This window comes from Vibrio sp. EA2 (assembly GCF_033042495.1).
Classification (GTDB): Bacteria; Pseudomonadota; Gammaproteobacteria; order Enterobacterales; family Vibrionaceae; genus Vibrio.
Genome location: NZ_JAWLID010000004.1, coordinates 384,389 through 407,647 on the forward strand (window position 1 = coordinate 384,389; position 23,259 = coordinate 407,647).

Consider the following 23,259-nt stretch of genomic DNA (forward strand, 5'->3'; position numbering starts at 1 on the left):
GCGGGTTTTGTTTATCTAACTGAACTTACTTTTAAGCATTAAGAATAAGAAGTAAGTACTGCCTATTATCGCGACTAAAGTACCGGCGGCGACTTGGCTAGGGTAGATGGCTATCTGACCTAACCAGTCCGCCCAAAGCATTAGCGTCGCACCAATTAAACTTCCGACCAGCAGTTGCTCTTTTACCTTTCTGGCACCCAACATCATCGCCATATGAGGGGCGACCAAACCGACAAAAGAAACGGGACCCACTGTTGCGGTCGAAAAAGCGCACAGTAAGGCAACAATCGTCAGCATTATGGTGTTGGCAACAGAAGGGTTCAGTCCTCTCGCATTAGAAAATGCACGACCAATAGAAACAAGAGTCAACCATCGGGAGATAGCAAACACGCTAGCAAACAGGATTAACACCGCAATCGTCAACATAACCGCAGTCTGGGACGTAACGCGATAAATAGATCCTGTTAACCACAATAGGATCTTATAACTGTCACCAGAACCCTGGGCTAAGGCAAATTGGACAAATGCTTCAAGCAGAGCGGAAAGCGCAATCCCCGACAAGATGAAGTTGGAAGGATTGAATTGACTCCGTTTACCGATAATGAGCAACAACAGCAATACGAGCAAGCTGCCTAAAAAAGCCACTCCCCAGCTAAAAGACGCGAGTAAAGAGCCGGAAATCACACCAGTGATAATAATGGCAAACGTCGCGCCTGCTGACACACCAAGAATGTCTGGGCTGGCTAAAGGATTGTAGACAATACGCTGTAAAATGATCCCCGCAACGGCAAGAGCGATGCCGACTGCGAGTGCAGTTATCATGCGTGGCCAGCGCAGTTGCCATTGAAACTCTCCTGGTAGCGCAATCTCGATACCATTCGCGCCATGAGTAATCAGTGAGTAGACAAGCATACCCGCAAGACTCAGGACGATGATGCCTGCGACTGTTACTGTTGATAACTGCGTTTTGCCCTGACTCATGGAAAGGTTGAGCTGATCGGTTGCAGTGAGCTTTCTACGCGTAAACCATATCAAAGCAGGTGCCCCGATGGCTGCGGCTGCTACGCCACTCGGAATGGTTTCTTCTAACCACAAACTCAGTGTGATGGCGAGTGAGTCGGTAACCACGAGCAAGGTAGCGCCAAGTAACAAGCTACTTATGAGTTCATCGCGAGGGGTTCTTACTCCCATTGCACGGGCGATATTTGGTGTAAGCAAACCAATAAAGCTGATGATGCCGACTGCGGTGATCGAAGCCGAAACGAGCCAGATGCCCATCACCATTAAAACACCAAAAGCTGGAAGTACGGCCAGACCTCGTGCCGCTGCGCCTTCCTGGCCGAGTTTTAACAGCGTTAGTATACGTGGCGCTATCAAAATGATGACGAGTGCGACTGCGGATCGCGGTAATAGCCATTCAAACCAATCCCAACTGTATTGGGAGAGATCCCCTGCTCCCCACATAAAGATATTCTGCGCGAACTGAGCATTTAAGATGATAATTGCTGTCGCAATGGATCCGAGCAGTATGTTGATCACCATGCCAGATACCACGAGTGGCAAGCCGGTCATATTTCGTACGCCGGCAATGGATACGATCAGCGCGAACGCAATAAGTGCGCCTGCCATTGCGGCCAAAGCGGAATAATCTGCCACCCAATCTACAAACCAGATATTCACGACGACCAGTGCAAGCCAGGCGCCGGAGGATGTTCCTAGTGTAAGCGGAGAGGTTAAGTTGTTTTGGGTCAGCTGTTGCATCAAACTGCCTGTTAATCCAAGCATTGCCCCGACGAGCAGAGTGATGCACAGTCTCGGTAATTGAGACTGAAGGAAGAATACGTCACGAAACTCGCTGCTAAGCTGCGGTTGAGTCAATAACCCCCACTGCGCATTTAATGACAAGCTGGTATCTAATTGCAGGCTAAATACACTAAGCAACAGAATCAGTGCTAAGTAACCGATGTATTGTTTTATTCTCATTGTTTTGGTGCCAAATCAATTAAACTCTCAGTGATGGCTTCAGCCATGTATTGCAAAGACATCGCGCCACCATAGGCCCAAACGGCTCTGACAGAATTCACTCTGTGCTTTTTCACAAACGGCATGGCTTGCCAGAGAGGGGAACCTTTGAGTTTCTCTTCTTGTGGGAACGGCTGGACGTATAAGATGTAACTGTCTTCAAGATCCTGTAGGCGATTGATACGCGCTTGTTTCACTCCCCAAGCTCGTGGCGATTCTTTTATCGGGTTGGTTAGCCCTAGGTGCTTAACAACATAATCCGTAGTTGAGTTTTCGGTAGATAAAAATACAACGTTTGGAGTAGAGAAGCGCATCACTAATACTTGTAATGGGTCCGGATAATGCTGGTGTATACGTTCACGCATTTGCTCAAACGATTGGTTTAACGCGGTTAATTTCCGTTCTACAAGGTCTTGCTTATCAAACAACTTTCCCAGCGTACGAAAATGGCGGATGGCAGTGTCGGCGGCCGCTTCGTTTTCCGAAAAGTTTGGCAGATAAATAACAGGTGCAATTTGTGAAAGTAGTGGGATTAAATCCTGTTGCGGTGAAGCGGCCAAGATAACATCGGGATTTAAGCTGGCGATTTTCTCTAAATTAGGCTCAGCACGAGTACCGATATCTGCAATCGATTCAGGCGCATACGGGTTGACTACCCATTGACGATAACCCGATAAATTGGGTGCGGCAATCGGCTGAATATCTAATGCCAGGACCTGTTCGAGAATATCCCAATTTAATGTGACCACACGCTGGGGGACCTGCTTAAAGGTGTGGGTAGAATATTCATCAGTGATGGTAATTTCAGCCTGTGCTGATGAGAAAGACACCATACTGGCAATCACGATAGATGTGCTCACCAAGCGTCCTAGAAAACGATGTACTAAGCGCATACAACGGCGACCTTACGGCTGGCAACAGTGTCTGCCGGAGTTGGGTGATCAATCAGCGAAATTGGCGATTCGTAGAGATCAGACAAACGTGTTTCGTCGAGCAGCATTTCTGCTTTGCCTTCAAACGCAATTTGTCCTCTCTTCAGCGCTACGATGTGAGTGGCGTAACGAAGCGCAAGATTTAAATCATGCAAGATAACAATGATCCCGACATTCTCGGTTTTGTTTAGCTCTGACAGTAACGCCATTAACTGAAATTGATGATGCACGTCTAAGGCAGAAGTAGGTTCATCGAGAATAAGAATCGGCGATTGTTGAGCGAGCAGCATGGATACCCAGGCGCGTTGACGCTCACCACCAGACAGGTCATCAGCCAACGAACTAGAGAACGGTGTGACTCCTGTGCGTTGCATCGCTTGCGAAATGATCTGCTTATCTTCTGCATTCCATCGGCCGAGTGCGCCGCGCCATGGAAAGCGACCCAAGCGAACCAGCTCTTCAACCGTTAAACCTGCAGACGCCGGAAGCTTTTGTGGCAAATAGGCGATTTGTTTTGCCAGTTCTTTGGTTTTGAGTGATGAGAGGTTTTGACCGTTAAGTTCGACTTCCCCTTTGTCTGGTGCCATTTGCCCGGAAAGCAAGTTAACCAAGGTCGATTTCCCTGAGCCATTATGCCCAAGTACTACAGTGAGTTCATTGGTTGGGATATTGAGTTGATCGATAGCGAGGATCTGACGTCCACCTCGAACGATCTGAATATTAGATAGTTGAAACATGGATAGGTCTCAAGATGATACTCCCCTCAATAGAGGGGAGTAGGAAGAACAATTACCAGCGGTAGTTAGCGTTTAGCATCACAGAGCGAGACTGACCGAAGTAACAGTAGTAGTCGCAGCCAGAGACAAACTCTTTGTCCAGAATGTTGTTCACATTGAGCTGAGCTTGCCATTGTGAAGTAATGTCATAAGTGACAGAAGCATCCCATAGTGTCACGGATGGGACCGTGAGGTCTGAGCTTGCCGGATTGTCTTTAGATTCGCCTACGTAACGTACACCAGTACCTACATTCAGCCCTGGAATTAAGCGGTATGCGCTGTAATCCAACCATGCAGATGCCTGATGTTTTGGAATAAGGCCTGCTTGTTGTGTTCCGTTACCGTAAGTCTCGTCCGTTTCCGCTTTAGTGTAGGTGTAACTCGCCAGCAGTTTCACATCGTCAGTCAACTGAGCGGCACCTTCTACTTCTACACCTTTTGATGTGACTTCACCGGTTTGAGTTGCTACCCAAGTTGATGGATTGGTTACCAGTGCATTTTTCTGTGTGATATCGAACCATGCGATGTTAACGAAGCCATCCATAAAGCTTGGCTCATACTTAACACCCACTTCAACTTGCTCACCCTCAAGCGGTTTGTAGAGCTTACTTGTTGCCGTATCGATGGTGCTAATCACTTCAAACGATTGAGAGTAGTTGGCGTATGGAGAAAGACCATTGTTTGCAAGGTACATTAGACCTGCGCTCAGAGACAGTTCGCCATCATCGCGAGACTCACTCTGATCAACGCTTGCGCCTTTACCACTGTTTTCTGTTTTCACCCAATCGTAACGAGCGCCAACGTTACCAATCCATTGTTCGTGGAACTTAAGTTGGTATTGTGAGTAGACACTTGCCTGAGACTTCTCAATCTCGCGCTTGATGTTGTCTGCAGAGTCTAGTGGTGTGTAGTCCCCGTAGCTCGGATTAAATGGGTTAACAGTACCAAAGGAATAGTTGTCTTGTTCATCACCCTTCGTTTTGTGGTATTGCAGATCAATACCGACCAGCACAGTGTGCTCGGCATTGTCCGTCATCCAGTTGCCAACTGCGTTGTTGTCGAAAGTGAAGCTTTGATTTTTTCCGTCACGGAATACAATTCCACGATAGTAAAGTGAGTCGTCGTTTAAATCCCAGCCTGGAGATGGCATGCTGTAAACGCTGCGCAGGAAGAGCTCATTAGATCCGTAGTTTGCGTTCTGCGAGAATGTCCAAGTATCGTTGATATCATGCTCAAGCAGGTAACCCAGAGAGAATTGAGTACGCTCATACTTGTCGTAATCTGGTTCACCCAGGTTAGTGGATGGATCGATTTTGCCGTATTCCGAGTCGACTAGCGTACCTGCTGCTGGGAAGAACGGGTTAGTTGGCACACCATCATCTTTTAAGTAGGTCGCCATCAGAGTTAGCATAGTACGATCTGACACATCGATTTCTAGACTTGGTGCGATGTAGAAACGTTCATTTTCTGTATCGTCCAGTTCACCATCCTGACTGGTCATTAAACCAACCAGACGGTAACGCATAGTACCGGAATCATTCGCGTCGTCGGCGATATCAAAGCCAACCGATTGATGATTGTTGTTGCCGACTTCAACTTTTACTTCACCTTGTGGTGTGAAAGTTGGTTTCTTCTGCACGGCGTTTACTACACCACCCGGTGCAGATTCGCCGAATAGAATCGCTGATGGTCCTTTTACGACTTCAACACTTTCCAGACCATATGGTTCTACGAGCCAGGTGTAGTAGCCATCGCGGAACAAACGGTTGCCGTTTAAGTAAGTTGCCGCATCAAAGCCACGCACTTTAAACCAATCTGTGTCGTTATCAGCGCCGTAAGGCTGGGATGTGACACCTGATGTGTAGCGTAGCGCTTCATCTAACTTTTGTGGAGCACGAACACGCAGTTCATCTTCAGAGATAATAGAAACACTGCGAGGCGTTTCTTTTGCTGGCGTTTCGACTTTTAGTGCTTGTGCGGTGACTGTGATGGTTTCCATCTCAGTTGCATCATCTTGTGCGTGTGCCATAAACGATACCACTGCAGCGGGCGCGATAGCACAAACCAACGCTTTACGCACAGCGATGGCGAGGTAGTTATGATTTGTCATTAATACATTCCCGACAATTATCTAAAATAAAAAAACTAAATTGTAATTATTATCATTTGATATATTGTTTAGGTATTTTACTGACTTTTGCATCAAAAGATAGTAAAACGTCAGCAAATTTGATCGATGTACCAAAGTAATTGTTATGTTTAATTGGTTTGAAAAATTAACCCAACCGTTCCCCTTGCATGAAACCGAAAAGCCACCCAAGACATTGTTTGGCTTTTGTCGTTTTTATACTCGTGGTTTTGAAGTGCCGCTTATTATCATGGCGGTGTTTAGTGCGCTGATTGCGATCACTGAAGTCACCCTATTGCGCTACATGGGGGAGCTTGTCGACATACTGTCTAATCAAGATCGCGCCACATTCTGGCAAGACCAGGGCGATCAGATGTTGATGATGCTCTTCCTGGTGGTTGTCGTCATGCCCGCATTAGGCTTTGTGCATTCGATGGTGATGCACCAAACACTGCTGGGTAACTACCCAATGTCGATTCGTTGGCTGATCCATCGCTACTTACTCAAGCAGGCTGTTGGCTTCTTCCAAAGAGATTTTGCAGGCCGTGTTGCAACCAAAGTGATGCAAAGTGCATTGGCAGTGAGAGAAACTGTGATGAAGCTGCTGGATGTATTGGTTTACATCAGTGTCTATTTTGTGTCGATGATATGGATGATGGGTGAGGCAGACGGTTTGCTCATGTTACCTATTATTATCTGGCTTGCGCTGTATGTCTTCATTCAGCTCTACTTTATTCCGAAAATGAAGCGCGTGGCGACCGATCAGGCGGATGCTCGTTCTGTGATGACAGGTCGTATTGTTGACTCTTACACCAACATCTCGACGGTTAAGCTGTTTGCCCATTCTCAGCGTGAGTTAGAGTATGCAGAAAGCAGCATGAAGCAGTTTTTGGTCACGGTATACCGTCAGATGCGTATGGTGACTTGTTTGCTGTTGAGTGTCGATGCAATCAACTACTTGTTGCTGCTGTCTATTGGTGTGATTTCTGTTTACCTGTGGTTAGATGCGGCGGTTACGATTGGTGCGATTGCAATCGGGATCAGTATTGCATTGCGCGTCCAAGGCATGTCGAAATGGATTATGTGGGAAGTCAGTACGCTATTTGAAAACATTGGTACTGTTGTTGATGGTATCAGCACGATTTCTAACGATGTTGAAGTAAAAGATGTACCGAATGCGAAACCGTTGCAAATTCAACAAGGTGAAATTTGTTTCGACAAGGTAGGGTTCAACTACAGCGAAGAAAAGGCAGTTTTTGAAAACCTCAATCTGACCATAAAACCGGGTGAGAAAGTCGGTATTGTTGGTCGTTCAGGTGCGGGCAAGTCTACCTTGGTTAACTTGCTACTACGTTTTTACGATGTGAATTCCGGTAAAATCTGCATCGACGGACAGGATATCTCACAAGTCGAGCAAGAGTCTTTGCGTCAGCATATCGGGATGATTACGCAGGATACTTCTTTGTTGCACCGCTCGATCAAAGAAAACATTCTGTATGGTGATCCAGAGGCCTCTATGGAGTCAGTGATTACCGCCGCTGAGAAAGCGCATGCACACGAATTTATCCAGACTCTGAAAGATGAGCAAGGCAATGTCGGCTATGACGTTGAAGTAGGTGAGCGTGGTGTAAAACTGTCTGGTGGCCAACGTCAACGTGTCGCTATCGCTCGTGTACTTCTTAAAAATGCACCGATTCTTATCATGGATGAAGCAACATCGGCACTCGATTCTGAAGTGGAATCTGCGATTCAAGAAAACCTAGAGGTGTTGATGGAAGGAAAGACCGTTATTGCTATTGCTCACCGTTTATCGACCATCGCGGCAATGGATCGTTTGATTGTGATGGATAATGGTCAAGTTATCGAACAAGGCTCTCACCAGGAACTCCTGCAACTAAATGGGGTTTATGCACAGTTGTGGAAACACCAGACTGGCGGTTTCCTTACTGAATAAACATCAACCAAACGTGGATTCCTGGTGTTGATTAGGACGTTGAACTAAAAAGGGAAGCATATATGCTTCCCTTTGATTATTCGTTTAACTTTAAATTATTTGAACTCGAACTTGCCTTGCATGACTGCCCAGTGGCCTGGGAATGAACAGAAGAATGAGTAGTCACCGCCTGCGGTCATTTTTTCTGTACTAAAAGTGATGCTTGTGCTTTCCCCACCACCAATGACGTCAGTGTGCGCGTAAACTCGCTCGTCATCAGGTTTTACATAGTTGTTATCAGCACCTGCTGTCATACCGTCGGTACCCACTGCCTGAATATTGGCTGTATCTGCAATGACAACATTGTGACCCATTGATTGTGCTGGCATTTTACCTGTGTGGTTCAGAGTCAAAGTGACTTCACTACATGTTGCTGGAACGCTTAACGTTTTCTCTGAAAATTGCATCATATCGTTAGCATCTAGTGATACCTCACACTCGGTACTGGCTTGTGCGCCAAAGCTTGCTCCAACAAGTGCAAAGGTTGCTGCTAATAAACGTAAAGACATATAACACTCTCCATTTTATATTTTTGGCTGACTGGTTTCATATGAACCAATAGTTCTCATTATCAACGAGTTAATAGCGTAAAACTGTGCTTTGAGTGGTACGTTGACACTTTGTTGCAAACTTATACTGGTTCATCTCTTGGATTGATCACATGATGCGTTGCGTGGCTGATGGACAAGAAAAAAGAATAGCAGGTGACTTGGCATTAGGCCAAATATGAAAAAGCCCAACCAATAGGCTGAGCTTGTTTACATGACGGAGTGTTAACGCGTTTGCTTTAATTCTCTCAGTACTTCATGTAGTGAAGGCACGATAGAGTGGCCGAATTGGCGTACTTCGTCGCATGGCTCGACTAAATCGGGGATCTGGTAAGTCGACATATTAGCGGCGACAGCGGCACGCACACCATTGTTTGAGTCTTCAAAAGCCAGGCACTTAGTCGGTTCAACATTCAGTCTGTTGGCGGCGAGTAAGTAGATTTCCGGATCAGGCTTACCATTGTTAACTTCACAGCCTGTCGTCAGGTTATCGAAATATTTGCTTAATCCAGCCAATTGAAGCTTAATCTTAGCGACATCTTTCGCTGTTGACGTTGCTACCGCGATAGGCAAGCTTTGCGCTTTCAACCATTCGAGTAGTTCAACTACGCCTTCTTTTACAGGAATAGCCTGATGTTTGACCACTGCGTTGTAACGAGTTCGCCATTCCTGATGTAATCTATCCAGGTCATTTCCATACGCTTTGCGGAAAATAGCTTCAATACCCGCCGCGTTACGACCAATGATTGATAGATATACCTCATCGTAAAACGGTAGTTTTTGCACTTCACAGGCTTCTTGGAATACACGCATACAGACGCGCTCGGTATCAAGCAGCAAACCGTCCATATCAAAAATAGCAGCTTGGTAATTCATTACTTTACTAGGTTGTTGAGTGATAGGTTATTCTGACATAAGTCACATTTTATTTCTTGCCCATTTAAATGGTCATCGAATCCAGAACTTCACTTATTTACGTATAAAACATAGAGATAAATTGCGAGTAATAATCAGAAATCTTTAGTAGCATACTATAAAACATCAAAACTCAGTTGATTAGGGAAGCAGGCAATGGAAAAACTACGTGTAGCATTTATTGGTTTGGGTGTGATGGGCTACCCAATGGCTGGCTATTTAAGTAAAGCGGGATTTGAGACGAAAGTGTACAACCGCACAAAAGCGAAAGCGGATAAGTGGGCGGAAGAGTATAACGGCGTTGCCTGTGAAACACCGGCTGAAGCGGCTGAAGGGTGTGACATTGTATTTACCTGTGTCGGTAATGATGACGACGTTCGCAGTGTTGTTTATGGTGAAGAAGGTCTGCTGGTTGGTTTAAAAGCAGGTGCTGTATTTGTCGACCATACAACCACTTCTGCAGAATTGGCGATTGAGCTGGCAGACGCTTGCACCAAAGTTGGTAATCATTTCATCGACGCCCCGGTCTCCGGTGGCCAAGCTGGCGCTGAAAATGGTGTCCTAACTATCATGTGTGGCGGCGAGGCAAATATCTTTGAGCAGGTTGCTCCAGTGATGGATGTATACGCAAAACAGATCACGTTATTGGGTGAGAATGGTCAGGGTCAGCGCTGTAAAATGGTCAATCAAATTTGCATTACTGGCGTACTACAGGGCTTGAGTGAAGCACTGCTATTGGCTCAAAAATCGGGTTTAGACATTGAACAAGTGGTTGAAACACTCAAGCATGGCGCCGCTGGTTCATGGCAGATGGAAAACCGTGCCACGACCATGGCGCAAGATAAATTCGACTTTGGCTTCGCAATTGACTGGATGCGCAAAGATCTTGGCTTCTGCCTTAAAGAAGCAGAGCGTGTAGGTTTGCAGCTTCCGTTAACCAAAATGGTTGATGAACAATACGCCGACCTGCAAGTTGACGGTCTTGGGCGTATGGATACCTCTGTGCTGATTAAAGCCGTGGCTAAAAATCAGTAGTAGATAGACAACTCTTGATTATCGAATAGCTTAAAGTAATCGAAGTTAATGATGAAAAATTGGTCCAGGGAACACCGCTAATGTGCGGAAAATTGTTCTCTCTGGACCAAGAATGTCGAGCATAGTTGGCTATAAGCCCTTCGGTGAACTTATTACACCGAAGGGACATATTTAAGCGTATTTACCTTCGATTTGCTCTGCTTTAGAGAAAGCGGTGTGAGTGGCAAGTTGATTCCCGTAACGTTCAATATTAGGGAAATGTTTGCTCATGCCAAACTTATGTACCAATTCCACGATGAAAGACATCATGATGTCTGCACCAGTCAAGCGTTCTTCGACCAGATAAGTTTTCGCTTCCAAAGTTTGCTCTAAGTAACTCAACACACTCATGGTTTCTTTATCAGCGTAACCTGATAAGAACTCTGTTTGAGCGGGTTCTTTGCTTACGAAGAGTTTCAGCAATATTGGTAATATCGCAGAGCTCTCAGCAAAGTGCATCCACTGTAAATACTGTGTATGGGCTTTCGTTCCGCGTTCTGGAGCCAGTTGACCATCGCCGTATTTTTCAATCAGATATTCTGTAATTGCGCCTGATTCAATGATGATTTCACCTTCATCTTCCAGAACTGGTGACTTGCCTAGTGGATGTACACTTTTAAGCTCTGGAGGAGCCAAAAAAGTCACTTTGTCACGTATATACGGTACGACTTCATAGTCCACATTGAGCTCTTCGAGTAACCAGATAATGCGTTTCGAGCGAGACTGATTGAGATGGTGAAGTTTAATCATTCTTTATCCTATATTTACAGAGGGTTGTTTACCTGTACAACAACTTTGCCGAAGTTTTTTCCTTCGAGCAGACCGATGAACGCATCAGGTGCATTTTCCAGGCCTTGTACGAGTTGTTCACGGTATTGGATCTTTCCTTCTGACAACCACTGGTTCATGTCTTGCGCAAATTCATCGTAACGGTGTCCGTAGTCATCAAAAATGATGAATCCTTGAACTTTGATTCTCTTTGTCAGAATGTTAACCATCAGCAGTGGCAGGTGGTCTGTGCCTTGTGGAAGCTCGGTCGCATTGTATTGAGAAATCAAACCACATACAGGAATACGGGCGTTTGTATTAAGCAGCGGAAGTACCGCATCGAATACCTTGCCGCCTACGTTTTCGAAGTAGACATCGATGCCATTGTCACATGCATTTTCCAATTGTTGCGCGAAATCGTCGGCTTTATGATCAATACACTCATCGAAGCCAAGTTCTTCTTTTGCATAGCGACATTTTTCGTCACTACCGGCAATACCGACAACGCGACAGCCTTTCAGCTTAGCAATTTGCCCTACCGTCGAACCCACAGGCCCAGTTGCCGAAGCAACGACAACCGTCTCACCTGTTTTAGGCTGACCGATATCAAGTAGTCCCATGTAGGCAGTGAAGCCTGGCATACCAGCTACGCCTAATGCATACGAAGGGTTTTGTGGATTTTTACCCAGTTTAATAACCATTTCGCCGGTTGAAATCGCGTAGTCTTGCCAACCCACAGTATAAGCGAGTACCCATTCACCTGCCTCGTAATCTGGGTGGTTTGATACTTCAACCTGACATACGGTACCTGCAACCATTACGTCATCAATGGCAACTGGTTCGGCGTAAGATTTTGCATCACTCATGCGACCACGCATATACGGGTCTAGTGATAAGTAAACGGTTCTCAACAACATTTCACCATCTTGTGGTACTGGTTTCTCCACTTCTTCCAGTCTAAAGTTTTCCGTTGTTGGTGCACCGTGTGGACGTGATGCAAGTACTATTCTGCGATTGAGTGCGTCTGTCATGTTATTCCTCACTTTAAATTAGACTGGTCGTCTAGTTTGTTTTGATCAACTCGTATTCAATAACGAAAAGAGTATCAGTATTAGGATAAATATCGCTAATCAGCTGCTTTAATTTTGCTAGCTCCATGGCTTCTTGTTCAGCATGGAACTCGTTAATTTCATCAAAGTTAAGTGGATTTACCGATAGGATCTTGATGTCACATACCTTGCGGTTAGTCTCTAAAGTAAAGACTTCCACTTTGGTATTTGGGATGTAGTGACTTTCTGACTTATCTCGTATCGTGATGGTTTTTTTGCCCGATGTGATCAAAGGAGTGAGAAATTCAAAAAAGGTAATCGTTGTTGGATGAGATGACATGTTGCGCTCGCTTCTCAAGGTTATTTGACTGCATTATATAGCGATAGCTCAATAACCTCGAGATGCCTAATCTGTGCTGTCGCTTATTAATCCTCGGTTGAAGCCGACAGCTTAGTGATTTCGGATCATTTGCCATGCCTTAGCGGCGAAGTAACCAAGTAACATGCCGCTCCAGTTGGTACTGAGATCCGCAATGCTAAATGTACGGTTGGTAATAAAAAGCTGGCTAAACTCCTCCAGAGAAATTACCAGTAGCAGACATAGCAAAAGACGAATACCGAAAATATCTGTTTTGTTTGGACTGGAAGATCGAGGGAATGCAAAGACCGCAAAAAAACCAATTAACAAACTGAACGTAAAATGGAGCGTCGTTGAGCCACCGACATAGTGCTCCATATGGAGATAGGTCGCATGACTCAAAGCAGAACTTTTCCACAGCGAAAGAGTAACGGTTAATAGAGACACCAGGCCTAAAGTTATACGCGCAATTATTGATGACATCATTAACCCACTGGAAAGAAGCCTAAATAACGTTTAACAAAGTAGAGTGCAGCTAGATTTTGTATCGCCATACCAATTGCCATTGCCCAAGCTGCGCCTATGACGCCATAGCTGTAGCATAAAGCGATCAATAGCAAAATGGAGATGGTTCCAGAGCCGATGGTAATGTATTTCATGGTTCGTTCATGCCCGCTCATCAAAAGCAGATATCCCACAGAGCCTGTAGCAACGTTAACTAACTGACCGAGAGAGAGTACGATTAGAAGCGGAGCGGCAGCAATAAACTCTTCGCCGAAGAATCCGAGTACAAATACTGGAAACAACGTACAAATTGATACTGGAATTAACGCGGCAGCAATGTTCATCCGGCACGCCATTCGACTCAAATGACGTAATTTGTTCATCTCACCTTCTTTATAAAGCGACGCAAACATCGGAGCGACGACAAAATTAATCGTGATGAGCACAAAGCCGATCAATAGTGAGGTCCGCTGTGCTGCGGCTAATAAACCAATCTCTGAAGCGGAAATGAAGAAACCAGCGATAACCAAACTTCCCCACTGAAGCATGTTGTTAAATATGCTGCCAATCCAGACTTGCTTGGCTGAAGCTGCCAGCTGGCGATTAGGCGTTGACGTTGGTTTGCGAAATTGCCCCGATCTCACCCAGTTTATCGTCGATGTGACTGCAACAATGATGCAGGCGAGTAGCAAAGCCGTCATTAAATAGTTGAGGTTTTGCACACCAAGCTGAGCTAACGTAGCAATAAATAACACCATCAGCATACTTACGCCTAGTTGCAGAGCAAATAGGGATGAGACCACGTTCTTACTCGCTTGCAATACTCGGCTATTGGTTTGCCCAAGCACCAAAAAAGGAACGCAGAGTAAGGCAAGTACGATTGCGATTATTGGCGCACCAGTCTGATTGACGGTGTGTGGAAATAGATAAAACCCGGAGCAAAGCAGCAGCCCGGCAGGTAGGCAAAATGCAAAACTACGGGACAGTGCTGTTTTGTAATTATCACTTTGTTGTTGAGTATCGTTGTTACTGAATGCAATGGCGTTATATCTCACCAATGCAACGTCAAAGCCCAACTGAGAAATAATCGCAGTGAGTGAGGCCAGGTTAAATAAGAAGAAAAACTGACCAGCGGTAGACGCATCTGTGGTTCGAGATACCATGACCGTGAGAAGAAACGCAAACAGTGCGCTGAACACTCTGGTGAGCGCGGTTTTTAAACCAAGCGAGAGCAAACTTTTTTGTTCGCTGGGGGCTGGCAGTCTTTTTTGTTGAAACGCTTGAAACATGTAATTTCTCTAACGGTAGATGCTGTTTAGTGCGAGGCGCTGCTTTTCTTCACTAAACGTGTGATTCAATTCAGTGGTGTATTGGCCAAAATCAATATCGTGATAGTGGTTGATACAGTGAGTAAGCTGTTTTGCCATTTCCTCTGGCGTTTGTGCCAAGAAGGGATAGTTCAAGTCTTTCGTTGCACCAATCAGACGAATAACCATTGGAAGATGAAGCTTCGCGGCCTCAAGGATGGTTAACGGCATCCCTTCCCAAGCGGCAGTGTGTAAATAAATATCTGATGCTTTTAACTGCTTAACCACTTCATCACGCGGAAGCATGCCAGTGACGTGAACGCCTTTGGCTTTTAACTGCTGCTCAAGGTCATGATCGCCACCACCAATCCAAGTGATATCCAGTTGACGATGGAGTGCGGGAAGATCGAGGTGAGAGAGGGTATCAATCAGAAATTTCGGATCTTTTTGAGGCGCGACACGGCCAAGGATGACCAGTTTTAAAGCGGCTGTTTTATCTCGTCTTTCACGCTGTTCAGTTTTATAAGATACATAGTTATTAAGCAACTCAGCTCGTTTTGCACCAATGCTGATGGCTAAATCGCACTCACGCTGGCTACACCCTGCGACGACATCGATTTTATTCAATCGCACTTTTTCTAATACTTTATAAAGTTGGCGAGCCAAGCCGGAAATATCCTCTCGCTCAAATGCGTAGCAGTGTGGCGTGTACACTAATCGTGCGTTGTTGAGTTGCAAAAAGCGCCCTAAAAAGCCTGCTTTACTGGAGTGTAGGTGCACGATATCTGGTTTTACTTCATCAATTGTTTTATTCGCATCTTTGATGAATTGCAGTAACCCGCCTTTCACCCATTGAACACGCGAAAATACATCTTGGTTGCTGTCATTGGTTAAATCACTCTCGCGAGCTCTGGCTACCAGAAAATGCTGATAAGGTTCATTACGTGAAGAGTGCGCGTAACTGTAGAGTGCAGTTTGAACGCCACCACCAAAAGACTCTGTTATGTGAAGTACTTTTTTCATGATGACTTGGTTCCCGGAGTTTGTTGCCATTTGGACTTAAAGGCTTCTCGCTCTTGCGCCGAGTAAACATGTTGATAAAGCGGCAAGTCGTACATGTAGAACAGCTTAGAAAAATCGTACTGCTGCTTAAAGTATTGATAGATGTTTGAATACCACTTGTTTTTCGCTTCGTTACTATTCTTTAGTTCAAAATTATCGACATTCAAAAAGTGGCCAATCTCTTGGTCTAGCGAGCTGAGTTTTTCACACTTAATTAAAAGCACTTGTGCCTGATTGTTGCTGAAGGTAAAGAAAGGCTGGGTGCTATCTATCTGCTGGCTCATGACGTCAATATTGAAGTTACGTTTTAGTTCGTTGTCGAACCAGTCGGCAAAATAGTTAAGGTTAATGTAATTGTCGAAGCAGTGTTCCAGGTGCTGATAGGTCACGTTCATGTCGTTGTGGATCGCTTCATTTTTTTTACCTTCGATAAATTGCAAATGCAGATCCTGGAAAAAACGAGACAATACAGTAGCGATAGGGTCACGCACTAAAGTGACGATTTTGATCTGTTCGCGTTTTTGCAAAATCCGCTTTCTTTGGTTGAGTACCAATCGGTAAATCGCGCGGTTTTTAAAATCAAAGAATTTCTTCACATCCTGTTTGTTGTGATACATATGAAATTCTTCATGATCATCAAAGGTATGGATGTGGTAACTCGGGATTTTACGTTCCCCCAGGGTGTACTCAATGGAGGATGAGCCGACTTTACCCATCTGGTAAACCAAGACGAAGTTGTCAGCCCGAAGTTCTCGGTTTTTTTCAAATTGTCGAGCGATTGAATATTTCATTGATCAAGTCCTTGATTACTAAAATTCGTGGCTTTATTTACCGAATGTGACGGAATGTTGCTGGATTCATCGCTGGGCCTCACGCTAATCATTACTGGCAGTAACAGGATTAAAATGATCGTGGTATTGACCGCGACGAAGCAGACCATAATCAGCGCGTACGATGCGAGTAGCAGGCTTTTCCTGTTCTCGTTCAGGCTGTGGAAGCAAAATCGGATGAACCCAAAATAACCGCCAAACAAAAGGGCTATACCCAGCAACCCGTACTCGATCGCGGTATCAAGGACAAAGTTGTGGGTGTAAATCGCCAGCTCTTGATAGTTAAAGTAATCGACCATAAAGCTAGGCAACATTTTGGCTCCTACTCCTAAAATGGGATGCTGTTGGAGAATGTCGAATCCATTGGCGAGTAGAAGTTTTCGGTGCAAATTGGATACCCACCTCGCTTCGCCTTGATTGGCAAACAAGATGTCTTCTTGGGTGAACTCTAGTTGGTCGGCTAATGTGTCGAAGCCCACATACAAAGTGATGGACACCGCAGCCAACACCGTGAAACTCAGGGTAAGTAATATGGTCCACGTATATGTTTCACTGACGGATTTTTTCATCAAACTTTTAATGAAAAGCTGATCCAAAAGAAAGAGCAAACAAAAACCGAGTAGGGCTTTTCGCTCTTGTGACAAAACGAGTAACACCAGCGCAATCAACATAAATATATGGAAGGCACGAATCTTGCCTCGGTACAAATAAAGTATTGAGCAAAGCAGGCCAAAGGCATATTTACTTACCCCGAGCAGTTTAAACCCATTGTGATAACCTTGAGCAAAGTGCCAGGCGGCGACTAAACAACAGACAACGAAGAGAACGTAACACAAGTACACCATCACTCGATCATCATCGAAAGCGCCGTAAGCGAACAATAATCCGAGTAGGCTCAGAATGGCTGCCCACTGAACGGTTTCGGTAATGAGCGGCATCAAAGGAACACGATTAAGCAAGCCGTTAATAAACACATAACCAGTAAACAGCAGCACAAACCCGATACACGGATGGAGTAACTTGCGTGCTTTGCTTTCCATGACCACAAGAGCGCTCAACCCTAGTGAAAGAAGACTGGCGATATCACTTGGTGCAAGTGCGATACCTCCAGCTTGGATTTTCACTGGTGCGAAGAAGAGGGCTAAGGTAACCGCAGCCAGCAAGGGGATGTAATTATTTGCTGGCATAGAGTTCATCATAAGCCTTGTAATAGCTCTCTCTGAATTGCTCCAGAGTAAAAGATTGACAACGTTCGACAAAAAAGTGAGTAGCCATTTCATAATGGGCTTGGCTACTGCAAATGATCTCAATTTTATCGGCTAATTCCTGGGCGTTACCTAGTTCAAATAAGTAGGAGTCATTACCAATCACTTCATCTAATCCCGGAACATTCGAGCCTAAAACGGGCAACCCTTCAGCCATCGCCTCCACGGCGGCCAGCCCAAAGCCTTCAATAATTGAAGATTGAACATACACATCAAGATTAGATAAAAAATTCGGCACATCAGAGATGACACCATGCCAGTGCACGCGGTGGGCGCAATTTAATTGTTCCGCTAAATCTTGCAGCTGTTGTTTTTTATCACCATCACCCGCTAAATGAAGGTGGTAGTGTTCAGGTAATTTAGCGATGGCTTGTATGAGAGTGGGGTGGTCTTTATAGCCATGTAGCCTGCCTGCCATCCCGATCTTAACCGGTCTATCTGGTGCCATTCTGTTGTATGACTTCGCTTGTCTCGAGAAACGATTTAAGTCAACACCATTGTAGATAACGTCGTAGCGATCCTTGTACCTAGGCAAAAATTTGATCAACTCTTCTCTGACTTTATTAGTGATACAAATCGTTTTCTGATGTTTTTGGTACATCAGGTATTCCATAAATTTAAAGGCAGGGTAGTCTCGACGTCTGTTTGTCGTGTTGTGTTCTGTTTGTACCCGTTTCTTACCGATTGCTAATAAGGCGACATATATCGAAGGGAATAAATGGCTGTGGATCAAGTTGGGCCAGCGTAACAAAGCCCATTTTTCTTTGATCGACAAGGAAGGCCAGTAGTAGAAACTGACCCCGCTTTCATTTAGCTGGCTCTCGAAGTCATTGTCTTTATTCAGAACCAGTATTTTTACTTCGTAGTGGGGTTTATGCTTAACAACAAGGTCAACCAGAAAGCGTTGAGCTCCCCCGTTGTTAGATAGGTCATTAATTATATGCAGTATTTTCATTTATCTACCAAGCTGTTTCTGTGTGTACTTATTCTTGATGTTGTCAATTTCTGAGCTCGTAAAGAAATGCATCGCAAGCTTTGAAGAAAGCATCTCGTCAACAAATTCTGGTTTGAGCTGGTATGAATTTTTGAATTCAGTTGCAAGTGGTGAGTACCACTTGTGTTCCGATTGATTATCATGAGTTACTTCGATTTCTTGCTGCAAAAATTCACTGATCGCCTGCTGTGATTGATCCAGTTTGTCGGTTCTAATCACCATCAGGGAGAAGTTTCCCTTTTGGTAGGTTTGATAACCCAGCTCATGATCAAAAGGGTGAATGAAGACATCGATTCCTGTCAGTGCTTTGATTTCGTTATCAAACCACTCAAGAGGGTAGTGATGATTAACATGCTCCTCAAAGGTCTCATGAAGCAGTTGCGGACGCTCTGAGCGTACCGCGCTGTCATCTTTTAGGTATTTATCTGCCGCCCAAAATGGTAGTGACTGGAAAAGCATGGATATGTTCCTACCAATGGGCTCTCTGACCAGAGAGATAATACGTACCTGCTGTTTACGTTTTAGCATGTTGGTCATAATGGTACGTTTTAGTAAGCGCTTGACGTAGTTAGTTTTTGGTTTGTGCAGCTGTGCTCTTACTGGCGATATCTGTTTCGACGCTGCAATAGACATAAGATCATGCAGATGGATCGAGCCTTCAATTGACTTTTCCAGAGCACTTGAGCCTACCTTGCCCATTTGGTAGATCAGTACTGGCTGCTTCTGACGCTTCAACGTTTGGTACCAAGACACTTGTTTAGTAGGCGTATTTCTGGACATATTGAGCTTCCCCTTCCTTAGATTTTGCCTGTGTAATAAGTACGCCAAGAGATGGTACGGAATGTTGAATCTGTTTAGATAACGCGATATTAACCAGGTTCGCTTTGGTTGATTCTGAGCGAATAACGGTGATCAGCCCGTTTGCGTATTGACCTAAAATCAGTGCATCACTCACAGACAGTAGTGGTGGTGTGTCAATGATGATTCGGTCGTATTTTTCCTGAAGGTAATCCAATAGCTTTTTAAAGCGCGCCGAGGCCAACAACTCCTGAGGATTTGGTGGGATTAAGCCTGCTGGCAAGACATCCAGTTTCGCTTCTTCCACCCTGACAATGCAGTCTTTAACGGCTGTATCCATGGTAAGTATGTTGGTTAATCCTGGCTCAGAATCAGGAATATCGAATCTTTTTGCCAATGAAGGTTTACGCAGGTCACAATCAATGATCAGGACTTTTTCCATGGTAGAGAAAGAGACCGCCATGTTAATGCTGGTTGAGGTCTTACCTTCTTCTGGAATCGCGGAGGTGAACGGCAGAACCTTCTGTTTCGCATTGGTCAGTTTGAGCAAGAGCGAGGTTCTGATGGTTCGACATGCTTCACTAAATAGTTTTTCGTCTTTATCTAAGTAAGCGGTGTAGGTGAGCCCGCTTTTACGTAAACGACGATTTTTAACCAGAGGGATGGTGCCCAGGCAGGTTACGCCCAGCTTTTCCTGAACATCAGACGACGTTCTGATTACTTCACGCAAAGTTTCTAAAATGATGACGAGCGCACAGGCAATCGCAAAACCAAACAGCATCGCAATGAAAACCAACTTCATTCTTTGTGGCGCAATTGGAAACAGAGGGATAATCGCCTTATCAGTGAAGCGTGCGGTGACATTTTTGTAGTCGCTGGTGGCACTGGTTTCTTTCTCACGGTTCAAGAAGGCTTCGTAGAGTGCTTTGTTGGATTCAACTTCTCGCTTGAGTTGTTCATAGCGCGCTTTTTGTGAACCCAATGACTGGAACTCTGTTTTCTTACGCTCTAACTCTGAACGCAGCATGTCTTCCTGAGATTTTGCTGATAATAAGTCTTGCTGTTTGCTAAACGAGATCTCGCGGATCAATTGCTGGGTTCTGGTTTGGATCGAGTCTAATTGTGCTCTCGCTTGAATCATACGATCATGCTTTGGCCCGTAGCGCTGTGCTAACTCAGATAAAGTTTTCTCCGCTTGAGCCTCTGATAGTTTCAGATCACGGATCTGTACCTGGTTAGCGAACTCATCTATAGACAGAAGGCTATCCAAACTTTGTGAGGACTTGCGTCTGAGAAGCTGAATCAAAGATTGTGCTTCAATACGGTTATTGACGGCAGTATTCAGTTTACGATTAAGTTCTTCCAACTCATTGGCATATATTTCATCAATACCATTGATATCGATGAGCCCCTCTTGTAGCAGGAACGCTTGTAGTGCCTGTTCTGAATCTCTCAAACGTTCTTCTAGCTTTTGCGAGTTGTTGGTCAGCCAGGTTGCGGCGTTTTGAGTGACGACCAATTTCGCTTCAAAGTTCGCGTCGATATAAGCTTGTCCCACGGCATTGGCGATTTGCGTTGCAAGTTTTGCATCCGCTGAGCGAAACTTGATTCTAACCATTTGGGTATTGCGGACCGGCTCAATCTCTAGCTTGTCTTTAAAGGTTTGCAGTGCCCGATAGTAAGTGTCCGAGTACTGGGCTGTTTCTGTTGGGCTCGGAGCGACGTTCAGTAAGTCTTGAACAAGCGGGATTGATTTTATGTTATCAATGGCTTGTTTTAGCCCACCTGTACTTGTGAACTCGGGGTACTGAGTCAGATTTAAGCTTTGGATAACCTTATCCGCGATATGGTTTGATTGTAAAATAGCAACTTGAGTCTGGAAGTACTCTTTCTTGGTCGTGTCTACACCATAGACTTCTTCTATGGACAAGGCGCTTTTTTGCTCTTCTTGAATCAAAAGTGTGGCTGTTGCTTGGTATATCGAAGTTTTGGAGTAGATATACCAAGTGCAGGCCAAAGAGAAAATCAAGGTAAAAGCAGCAATACTCAACCAGTTCTTTTTCAGCGTATTGTAGTGATGCCCAAAACGAATCAGTTCGACTTTGTTGATCGGGAAGTGGTTTGGGTGAGTTCCGTTCATTTGATTACCTGTCACTTAGAAGAAGCTTTGATCGATAAATACAATGTCACCAGGCTCAACATTCAGGTGCATATCGACATTTTCTACCGTTTTACCGGTCTTATGTTTGGTGAGGTTAATACCGTTGCGAGACGCTCTGTCAGTGAGCCCGCCAGCTAAAGCGATAGCTTTTTCTATCGTTAACCCCGGACGATACTCAAAACCACCGGGTTTACGTACCTCGCCATTGACGTAAAAAAGGCGGAAATTATTGATGGTGACCATGACTTTAGGATCGATGAGATAATCGCCTTTTAGTCCGGTTTCTATTTCATCTTTAATCTGTTTAGGCGTCTTTTGGATAGCTTTAATTCGACCGAGGTAGGGGTAATCAAAGTAGCCATCAGAGGTGATCAGTATGTTTAAAATAGAAAGGTCTTCTTCACCATAGACTTGTATCGAAATGGTATCCCCGGTATCGAGTTGGTAGTCTTGTTCATTCGTAGTCGCTGCGGTGAGCGTGCTAAAAAACAATAAGACGACGCTAATAAATGTGATTAATGGCTTCATTAAAAATCCTTGTTACAGCGAAAATTGAGTGCTTAATGTCCAAACGTTCTGCTGGAAGCTATAGCCTGTTCGGTCTGACGTTTTATCTTGGTATTGCCAGTTAGCCTGCAAGAGAACCCAACGTTTGATTTGATAGTCGATACCGGCAGACAGCGAGTAACGTTTGCTATCTCTTGAGTTGCTATCTCTTAAAGTAAGGCCCGGCAGCTCCCCGGTGTAGTCATCTTCTTGGTATAGGAATCCTAACTCTGTGGCGAGGTAGCTATTCCAGTCATGCTTAAAATCAATTCGATAGCGTGTTTGCAGGTTGTAGTCGCCATCTTGATCTGGATTCACCGCAGCTTGAGTTGTTTTTACCGTAATCAGCGTTTGCTCTTGAGGTAACCACTCAAAGCCGATATCCCAACTGAAGCCTTTAAAAGTTTCTCGCTCATTGCTATCAAAGTCTTTTATTTGGTAGCCAAGTCGGGCAATACCCTGTGTTTTTCCGGTTACTTCCCATTGTGCCCCGGTATAGTAAAAGCCCGCTGTACTGTCTCTGGATGCCATGGCTGGGTTGCTGTGCTGATAATCGGTTTGAATTTGTCTGCTACCTATCAGCCAATAGGTTCTTGGCGTTGCTCGCAAATAAAACTCAGCGTGAGCACTGGGCGCTCTAAAATCGTTGTATTTGGTTTTCCGGTTCGGTTCGGACGTTAAGCCTTCTCTATAGTTTTGATAGGTCTTGTCGCTATAGTTAATACCAAACTCGAAACGCCCTTTTGCCCCTTCGGAACCAAAAATGTAATTGGTTTTTAGATCGTTACGGTGGAATCTAATTGGTGAGTCAACCGCGTCGCCATTACCCTCAGTAATGCTTTCACCTCTCAATTCATGCTGGGCACGGAATTGATAATCCACGACCAGACGATTACGGTGGTTAAACTCAAAGAAATTGGTGAACTGCAAGGTGTGATCATCGTAATCATTGCTGTCATCCGATGAGAAGCCCGCTTTCAATTTGTACATCAGGTTAGCGCGGTATTGGTTGCGCTCAATTCGGGCAAGCAGGCTTGGCTCTATTCCCCAAATATTTATAGACTTTGCGTTATCTTCGTCTTTATTCACGTTGTCATCACCTTCATAAAAGGCTTTAACCAGAGGAATAAATTCAATACCCGAGTCGGTGGTATATGCCATTGGTTCTGCCATCGCGCAGATTGGCAGAAATAGTAGCGAAATGATTGGAGTTGCCGTCTTCATCGTCT

The 23,259-nt window shown here is 44.8% G+C and carries 21 protein-coding genes; 2 read left to right on the plus strand and 19 right to left on the minus strand.

Annotation, left to right across the window (positions count from 1 at the left end; translation table 11 throughout):
• Window positions 1–15: 15 nt before the first annotated feature.
• The 4 genes from fhuB to RXX31_RS12660 are packed head-to-tail and all read right to left on the minus strand — an operon-like array spanning window position 16 to window position 5,840.
• The gene (gene fhuB, locus RXX31_RS12645) at window positions 16–1,983 is read right to left on the minus strand and encodes a Fe(3+)-hydroxamate ABC transporter permease FhuB (RefSeq protein ID WP_317589777.1); all 1,968 of its coding nucleotides are present in this window, start codon (window positions 1,981–1,983) and stop codon (window positions 16–18) included.
• A complete protein-coding gene (locus RXX31_RS12650; RefSeq protein WP_317589778.1) occupies window positions 1,980–2,915 on the minus strand; it encodes an iron-siderophore ABC transporter substrate-binding protein in 936 nt (311 codons plus the stop codon). The genes fhuB and RXX31_RS12650 overlap by 4 nt, the downstream gene beginning before the upstream one ends.
• The gene (locus tag RXX31_RS12655; protein WP_317589779.1) at window positions 2,906–3,691 is read right to left on the minus strand and encodes an ABC transporter ATP-binding protein; all 786 of its coding nucleotides are present in this window, start codon (window positions 3,689–3,691) and stop codon (window positions 2,906–2,908) included. Before RXX31_RS12655 ends, RXX31_RS12650 begins: the two co-directional genes overlap by 10 nt.
• Window positions 3,692–3,743: 52 nt before the next feature.
• Window positions 3,744–5,840, minus strand: a complete 2,097-nt coding sequence (locus tag RXX31_RS12660; RefSeq protein ID WP_317589780.1) for a TonB-dependent siderophore receptor — start codon at window positions 5,838–5,840, stop codon at window positions 3,744–3,746.
• A gap of 145 nt (window positions 5,841–5,985) precedes the next feature.
• On the opposite strand from RXX31_RS12660, the gene RXX31_RS12665 reads away from it, so the two are divergent.
• Window positions 5,986–7,812: an ABC transporter ATP-binding protein gene (locus RXX31_RS12665; protein WP_317589781.1), complete on the plus strand. Its 1,827-nt coding sequence runs from the start codon at window positions 5,986–5,988 to the stop codon at window positions 7,810–7,812.
• Between the two features lie 95 nt (window positions 7,813–7,907).
• Here RXX31_RS12665 and azu read toward each other — a convergent pair whose 3' ends face one another.
• Both azu and RXX31_RS12675 read right to left on the minus strand, forming a co-directional pair.
• Window positions 7,908–8,360: an azurin gene (azu, locus tag RXX31_RS12670; protein ID WP_317589782.1), complete on the minus strand. Its 453-nt coding sequence runs from the start codon at window positions 8,358–8,360 to the stop codon at window positions 7,908–7,910.
• A gap of 264 nt (window positions 8,361–8,624) precedes the next feature.
• Window positions 8,625–9,275, minus strand: coding sequence for an HAD family phosphatase (locus RXX31_RS12675; protein WP_317589783.1), 651 nt, complete (start codon window positions 9,273–9,275; stop codon window positions 8,625–8,627).
• A 195-nt stretch (window positions 9,276–9,470) separates the two neighbouring features.
• On the opposite strand from RXX31_RS12675, the gene RXX31_RS12680 reads away from it, so the two are divergent.
• Entirely contained in the window at window positions 9,471–10,349 is an 879-nt protein-coding gene (locus RXX31_RS12680; RefSeq protein ID WP_317589784.1) for an NAD(P)-dependent oxidoreductase, read from the plus strand.
• Between the two features lie 171 nt (window positions 10,350–10,520).
• On the opposite strand, the gene RXX31_RS12685 is transcribed toward RXX31_RS12680, so the two are convergent.
• From RXX31_RS12685 to RXX31_RS12745, 13 genes are all read right to left on the minus strand, one after another.
• Window positions 10,521–11,138 carry a glutathione S-transferase family protein gene (locus RXX31_RS12685; RefSeq protein WP_317589785.1) on the minus strand — a complete coding sequence of 206 codons (618 nt, stop codon included), beginning with the start codon at window positions 11,136–11,138 and terminating at the stop codon, window positions 10,521–10,523.
• Window positions 11,139–11,152: 14 nt separating this feature from the next.
• A complete protein-coding gene (locus RXX31_RS12690) occupies window positions 11,153–12,187 on the minus strand; it encodes an NADP-dependent oxidoreductase (RefSeq protein ID WP_317589786.1) in 1,035 nt (344 codons plus the stop codon).
• Between the two features lie 31 nt (window positions 12,188–12,218).
• On the minus strand, window positions 12,219–12,545 hold the full coding sequence (gene yqfB / locus RXX31_RS12695; RefSeq protein ID WP_317589787.1) for a N(4)-acetylcytidine aminohydrolase: 327 nt from the start codon (window positions 12,543–12,545) through the stop codon (window positions 12,219–12,221).
• A gap of 111 nt (window positions 12,546–12,656) precedes the next feature.
• Entirely contained in the window at window positions 12,657–13,046 is a 390-nt protein-coding gene (locus RXX31_RS12700) for a VanZ family protein (protein ID WP_317589788.1), read from the minus strand.
• Window positions 13,047–13,048: 2 nt separating this feature from the next.
• Window positions 13,049–14,356 carry an oligosaccharide flippase family protein gene (locus RXX31_RS12705; protein WP_317589790.1) on the minus strand — a complete coding sequence of 436 codons (1,308 nt, stop codon included), beginning with the start codon at window positions 14,354–14,356 and terminating at the stop codon, window positions 13,049–13,051.
• 9 nt (window positions 14,357–14,365) lie between these two features.
• Complete coding sequence (locus tag RXX31_RS12710) at window positions 14,366–15,397, minus strand: glycosyltransferase (RefSeq protein ID WP_317589792.1); 1,032 nt, start codon at window positions 15,395–15,397, stop codon at window positions 14,366–14,368.
• Window positions 15,394–16,227, minus strand: a complete 834-nt coding sequence (locus tag RXX31_RS12715) for a putative capsular polysaccharide synthesis family protein (protein ID WP_317589794.1) — start codon at window positions 16,225–16,227, stop codon at window positions 15,394–15,396. The genes RXX31_RS12710 and RXX31_RS12715 overlap by 4 nt, the downstream gene beginning before the upstream one ends.
• Window positions 16,224–17,462 carry an O-antigen ligase family protein gene (locus RXX31_RS12720; RefSeq protein ID WP_317589823.1) on the minus strand — a complete coding sequence of 413 codons (1,239 nt, stop codon included), beginning with the start codon at window positions 17,460–17,462 and terminating at the stop codon, window positions 16,224–16,226. Before RXX31_RS12720 ends, RXX31_RS12715 begins: the two co-directional genes overlap by 4 nt.
• Window positions 17,440–18,486 (minus strand): glycosyltransferase, encoded by a 1,047-nt coding sequence (locus RXX31_RS12725; protein ID WP_317589796.1) that lies wholly within the window; start codon window positions 18,484–18,486, stop codon window positions 17,440–17,442. The genes RXX31_RS12720 and RXX31_RS12725 overlap by 23 nt, the downstream gene beginning before the upstream one ends.
• Entirely contained in the window at window positions 18,487–19,305 is an 819-nt protein-coding gene (locus RXX31_RS12730; protein ID WP_317589798.1) for a putative capsular polysaccharide synthesis family protein, read from the minus strand.
• Complete coding sequence (locus RXX31_RS12735) at window positions 19,283–21,463, minus strand: polysaccharide biosynthesis tyrosine autokinase (protein ID WP_317589800.1); 2,181 nt, start codon at window positions 21,461–21,463, stop codon at window positions 19,283–19,285. Before RXX31_RS12735 ends, RXX31_RS12730 begins: the two co-directional genes overlap by 23 nt.
• A gap of 15 nt (window positions 21,464–21,478) precedes the next feature.
• Window positions 21,479–22,012 (minus strand): polysaccharide biosynthesis/export family protein, encoded by a 534-nt coding sequence (locus RXX31_RS12740; protein WP_317589801.1) that lies wholly within the window; start codon window positions 22,010–22,012, stop codon window positions 21,479–21,481.
• A 12-nt stretch (window positions 22,013–22,024) separates the two neighbouring features.
• Complete coding sequence (locus RXX31_RS12745; RefSeq protein ID WP_317589802.1) at window positions 22,025–23,254, minus strand: outer membrane beta-barrel protein; 1,230 nt, start codon at window positions 23,252–23,254, stop codon at window positions 22,025–22,027.
• Window positions 23,255–23,259: the final 5 nt, after the last annotated feature.

Bases quoted from the DNA above. Each gene is read 5' to 3' on its own strand.
- fhuB (WP_317589777.1), bottom strand. From the start codon at position 1,983: ATGAGAATAAAACAATACATCGGTTACTTAGCACTGATTCTGTTGCTT.
- RXX31_RS12650 (WP_317589778.1), bottom strand. From the start codon at position 2,915: ATGCGCTTAGTACATCGTTTTCTAGGACGCTTGGTGAGCACATCTATC.
- RXX31_RS12655 (WP_317589779.1), bottom strand. From the start codon at position 3,691: ATGTTTCAACTATCTAATATTCAGATCGTTCGAGGTGGACGTCAGATC.
- RXX31_RS12660 (WP_317589780.1), bottom strand. From the start codon at position 5,840: ATGACAAATCATAACTACCTCGCCATCGCTGTGCGTAAAGCGTTGGTT.
- RXX31_RS12665 (WP_317589781.1), top strand. From the start codon at position 5,986: ATGTTTAATTGGTTTGAAAAATTAACCCAACCGTTCCCCTTGCATGAA.
- azu (WP_317589782.1), bottom strand. From the start codon at position 8,360: ATGTCTTTACGTTTATTAGCAGCAACCTTTGCACTTGTTGGAGCAAGC.
- RXX31_RS12675 (WP_317589783.1), bottom strand. From the start codon at position 9,275: ATGAATTACCAAGCTGCTATTTTTGATATGGACGGTTTGCTGCTTGAT.
- RXX31_RS12680 (WP_317589784.1), top strand. From the start codon at position 9,471: ATGGAAAAACTACGTGTAGCATTTATTGGTTTGGGTGTGATGGGCTAC.
- RXX31_RS12685 (WP_317589785.1), bottom strand. From the start codon at position 11,138: ATGATTAAACTTCACCATCTCAATCAGTCTCGCTCGAAACGCATTATC.
- RXX31_RS12690 (WP_317589786.1), bottom strand. From the start codon at position 12,187: ATGACAGACGCACTCAATCGCAGAATAGTACTTGCATCACGTCCACAC.
- yqfB (WP_317589787.1), bottom strand. From the start codon at position 12,545: ATGTCATCTCATCCAACAACGATTACCTTTTTTGAATTTCTCACTCCT.
- RXX31_RS12700 (WP_317589788.1), bottom strand. From the start codon at position 13,046: ATGTCATCAATAATTGCGCGTATAACTTTAGGCCTGGTGTCTCTATTA.
- RXX31_RS12705 (WP_317589790.1), bottom strand. From the start codon at position 14,356: ATGTTTCAAGCGTTTCAACAAAAAAGACTGCCAGCCCCCAGCGAACAA.
- RXX31_RS12710 (WP_317589792.1), bottom strand. From the start codon at position 15,397: ATGAAAAAAGTACTTCACATAACAGAGTCTTTTGGTGGTGGCGTTCAA.
- RXX31_RS12715 (WP_317589794.1), bottom strand. From the start codon at position 16,227: ATGAAATATTCAATCGCTCGACAATTTGAAAAAAACCGAGAACTTCGG.
- RXX31_RS12720 (WP_317589823.1), bottom strand. From the start codon at position 17,462: ATGAACTCTATGCCAGCAAATAATTACATCCCCTTGCTGGCTGCGGTT.
- RXX31_RS12725 (WP_317589796.1), bottom strand. From the start codon at position 18,486: ATGAAAATACTGCATATAATTAATGACCTATCTAACAACGGGGGAGCT.
- RXX31_RS12730 (WP_317589798.1), bottom strand. From the start codon at position 19,305: ATGTCCAGAAATACGCCTACTAAACAAGTGTCTTGGTACCAAACGTTG.
- RXX31_RS12735 (WP_317589800.1), bottom strand. From the start codon at position 21,463: ATGAACGGAACTCACCCAAACCACTTCCCGATCAACAAAGTCGAACTG.
- RXX31_RS12740 (WP_317589801.1), bottom strand. From the start codon at position 22,012: ATGAAGCCATTAATCACATTTATTAGCGTCGTCTTATTGTTTTTTAGC.
- RXX31_RS12745 (WP_317589802.1), bottom strand. From the start codon at position 23,254: ATGAAGACGGCAACTCCAATCATTTCGCTACTATTTCTGCCAATCTGC.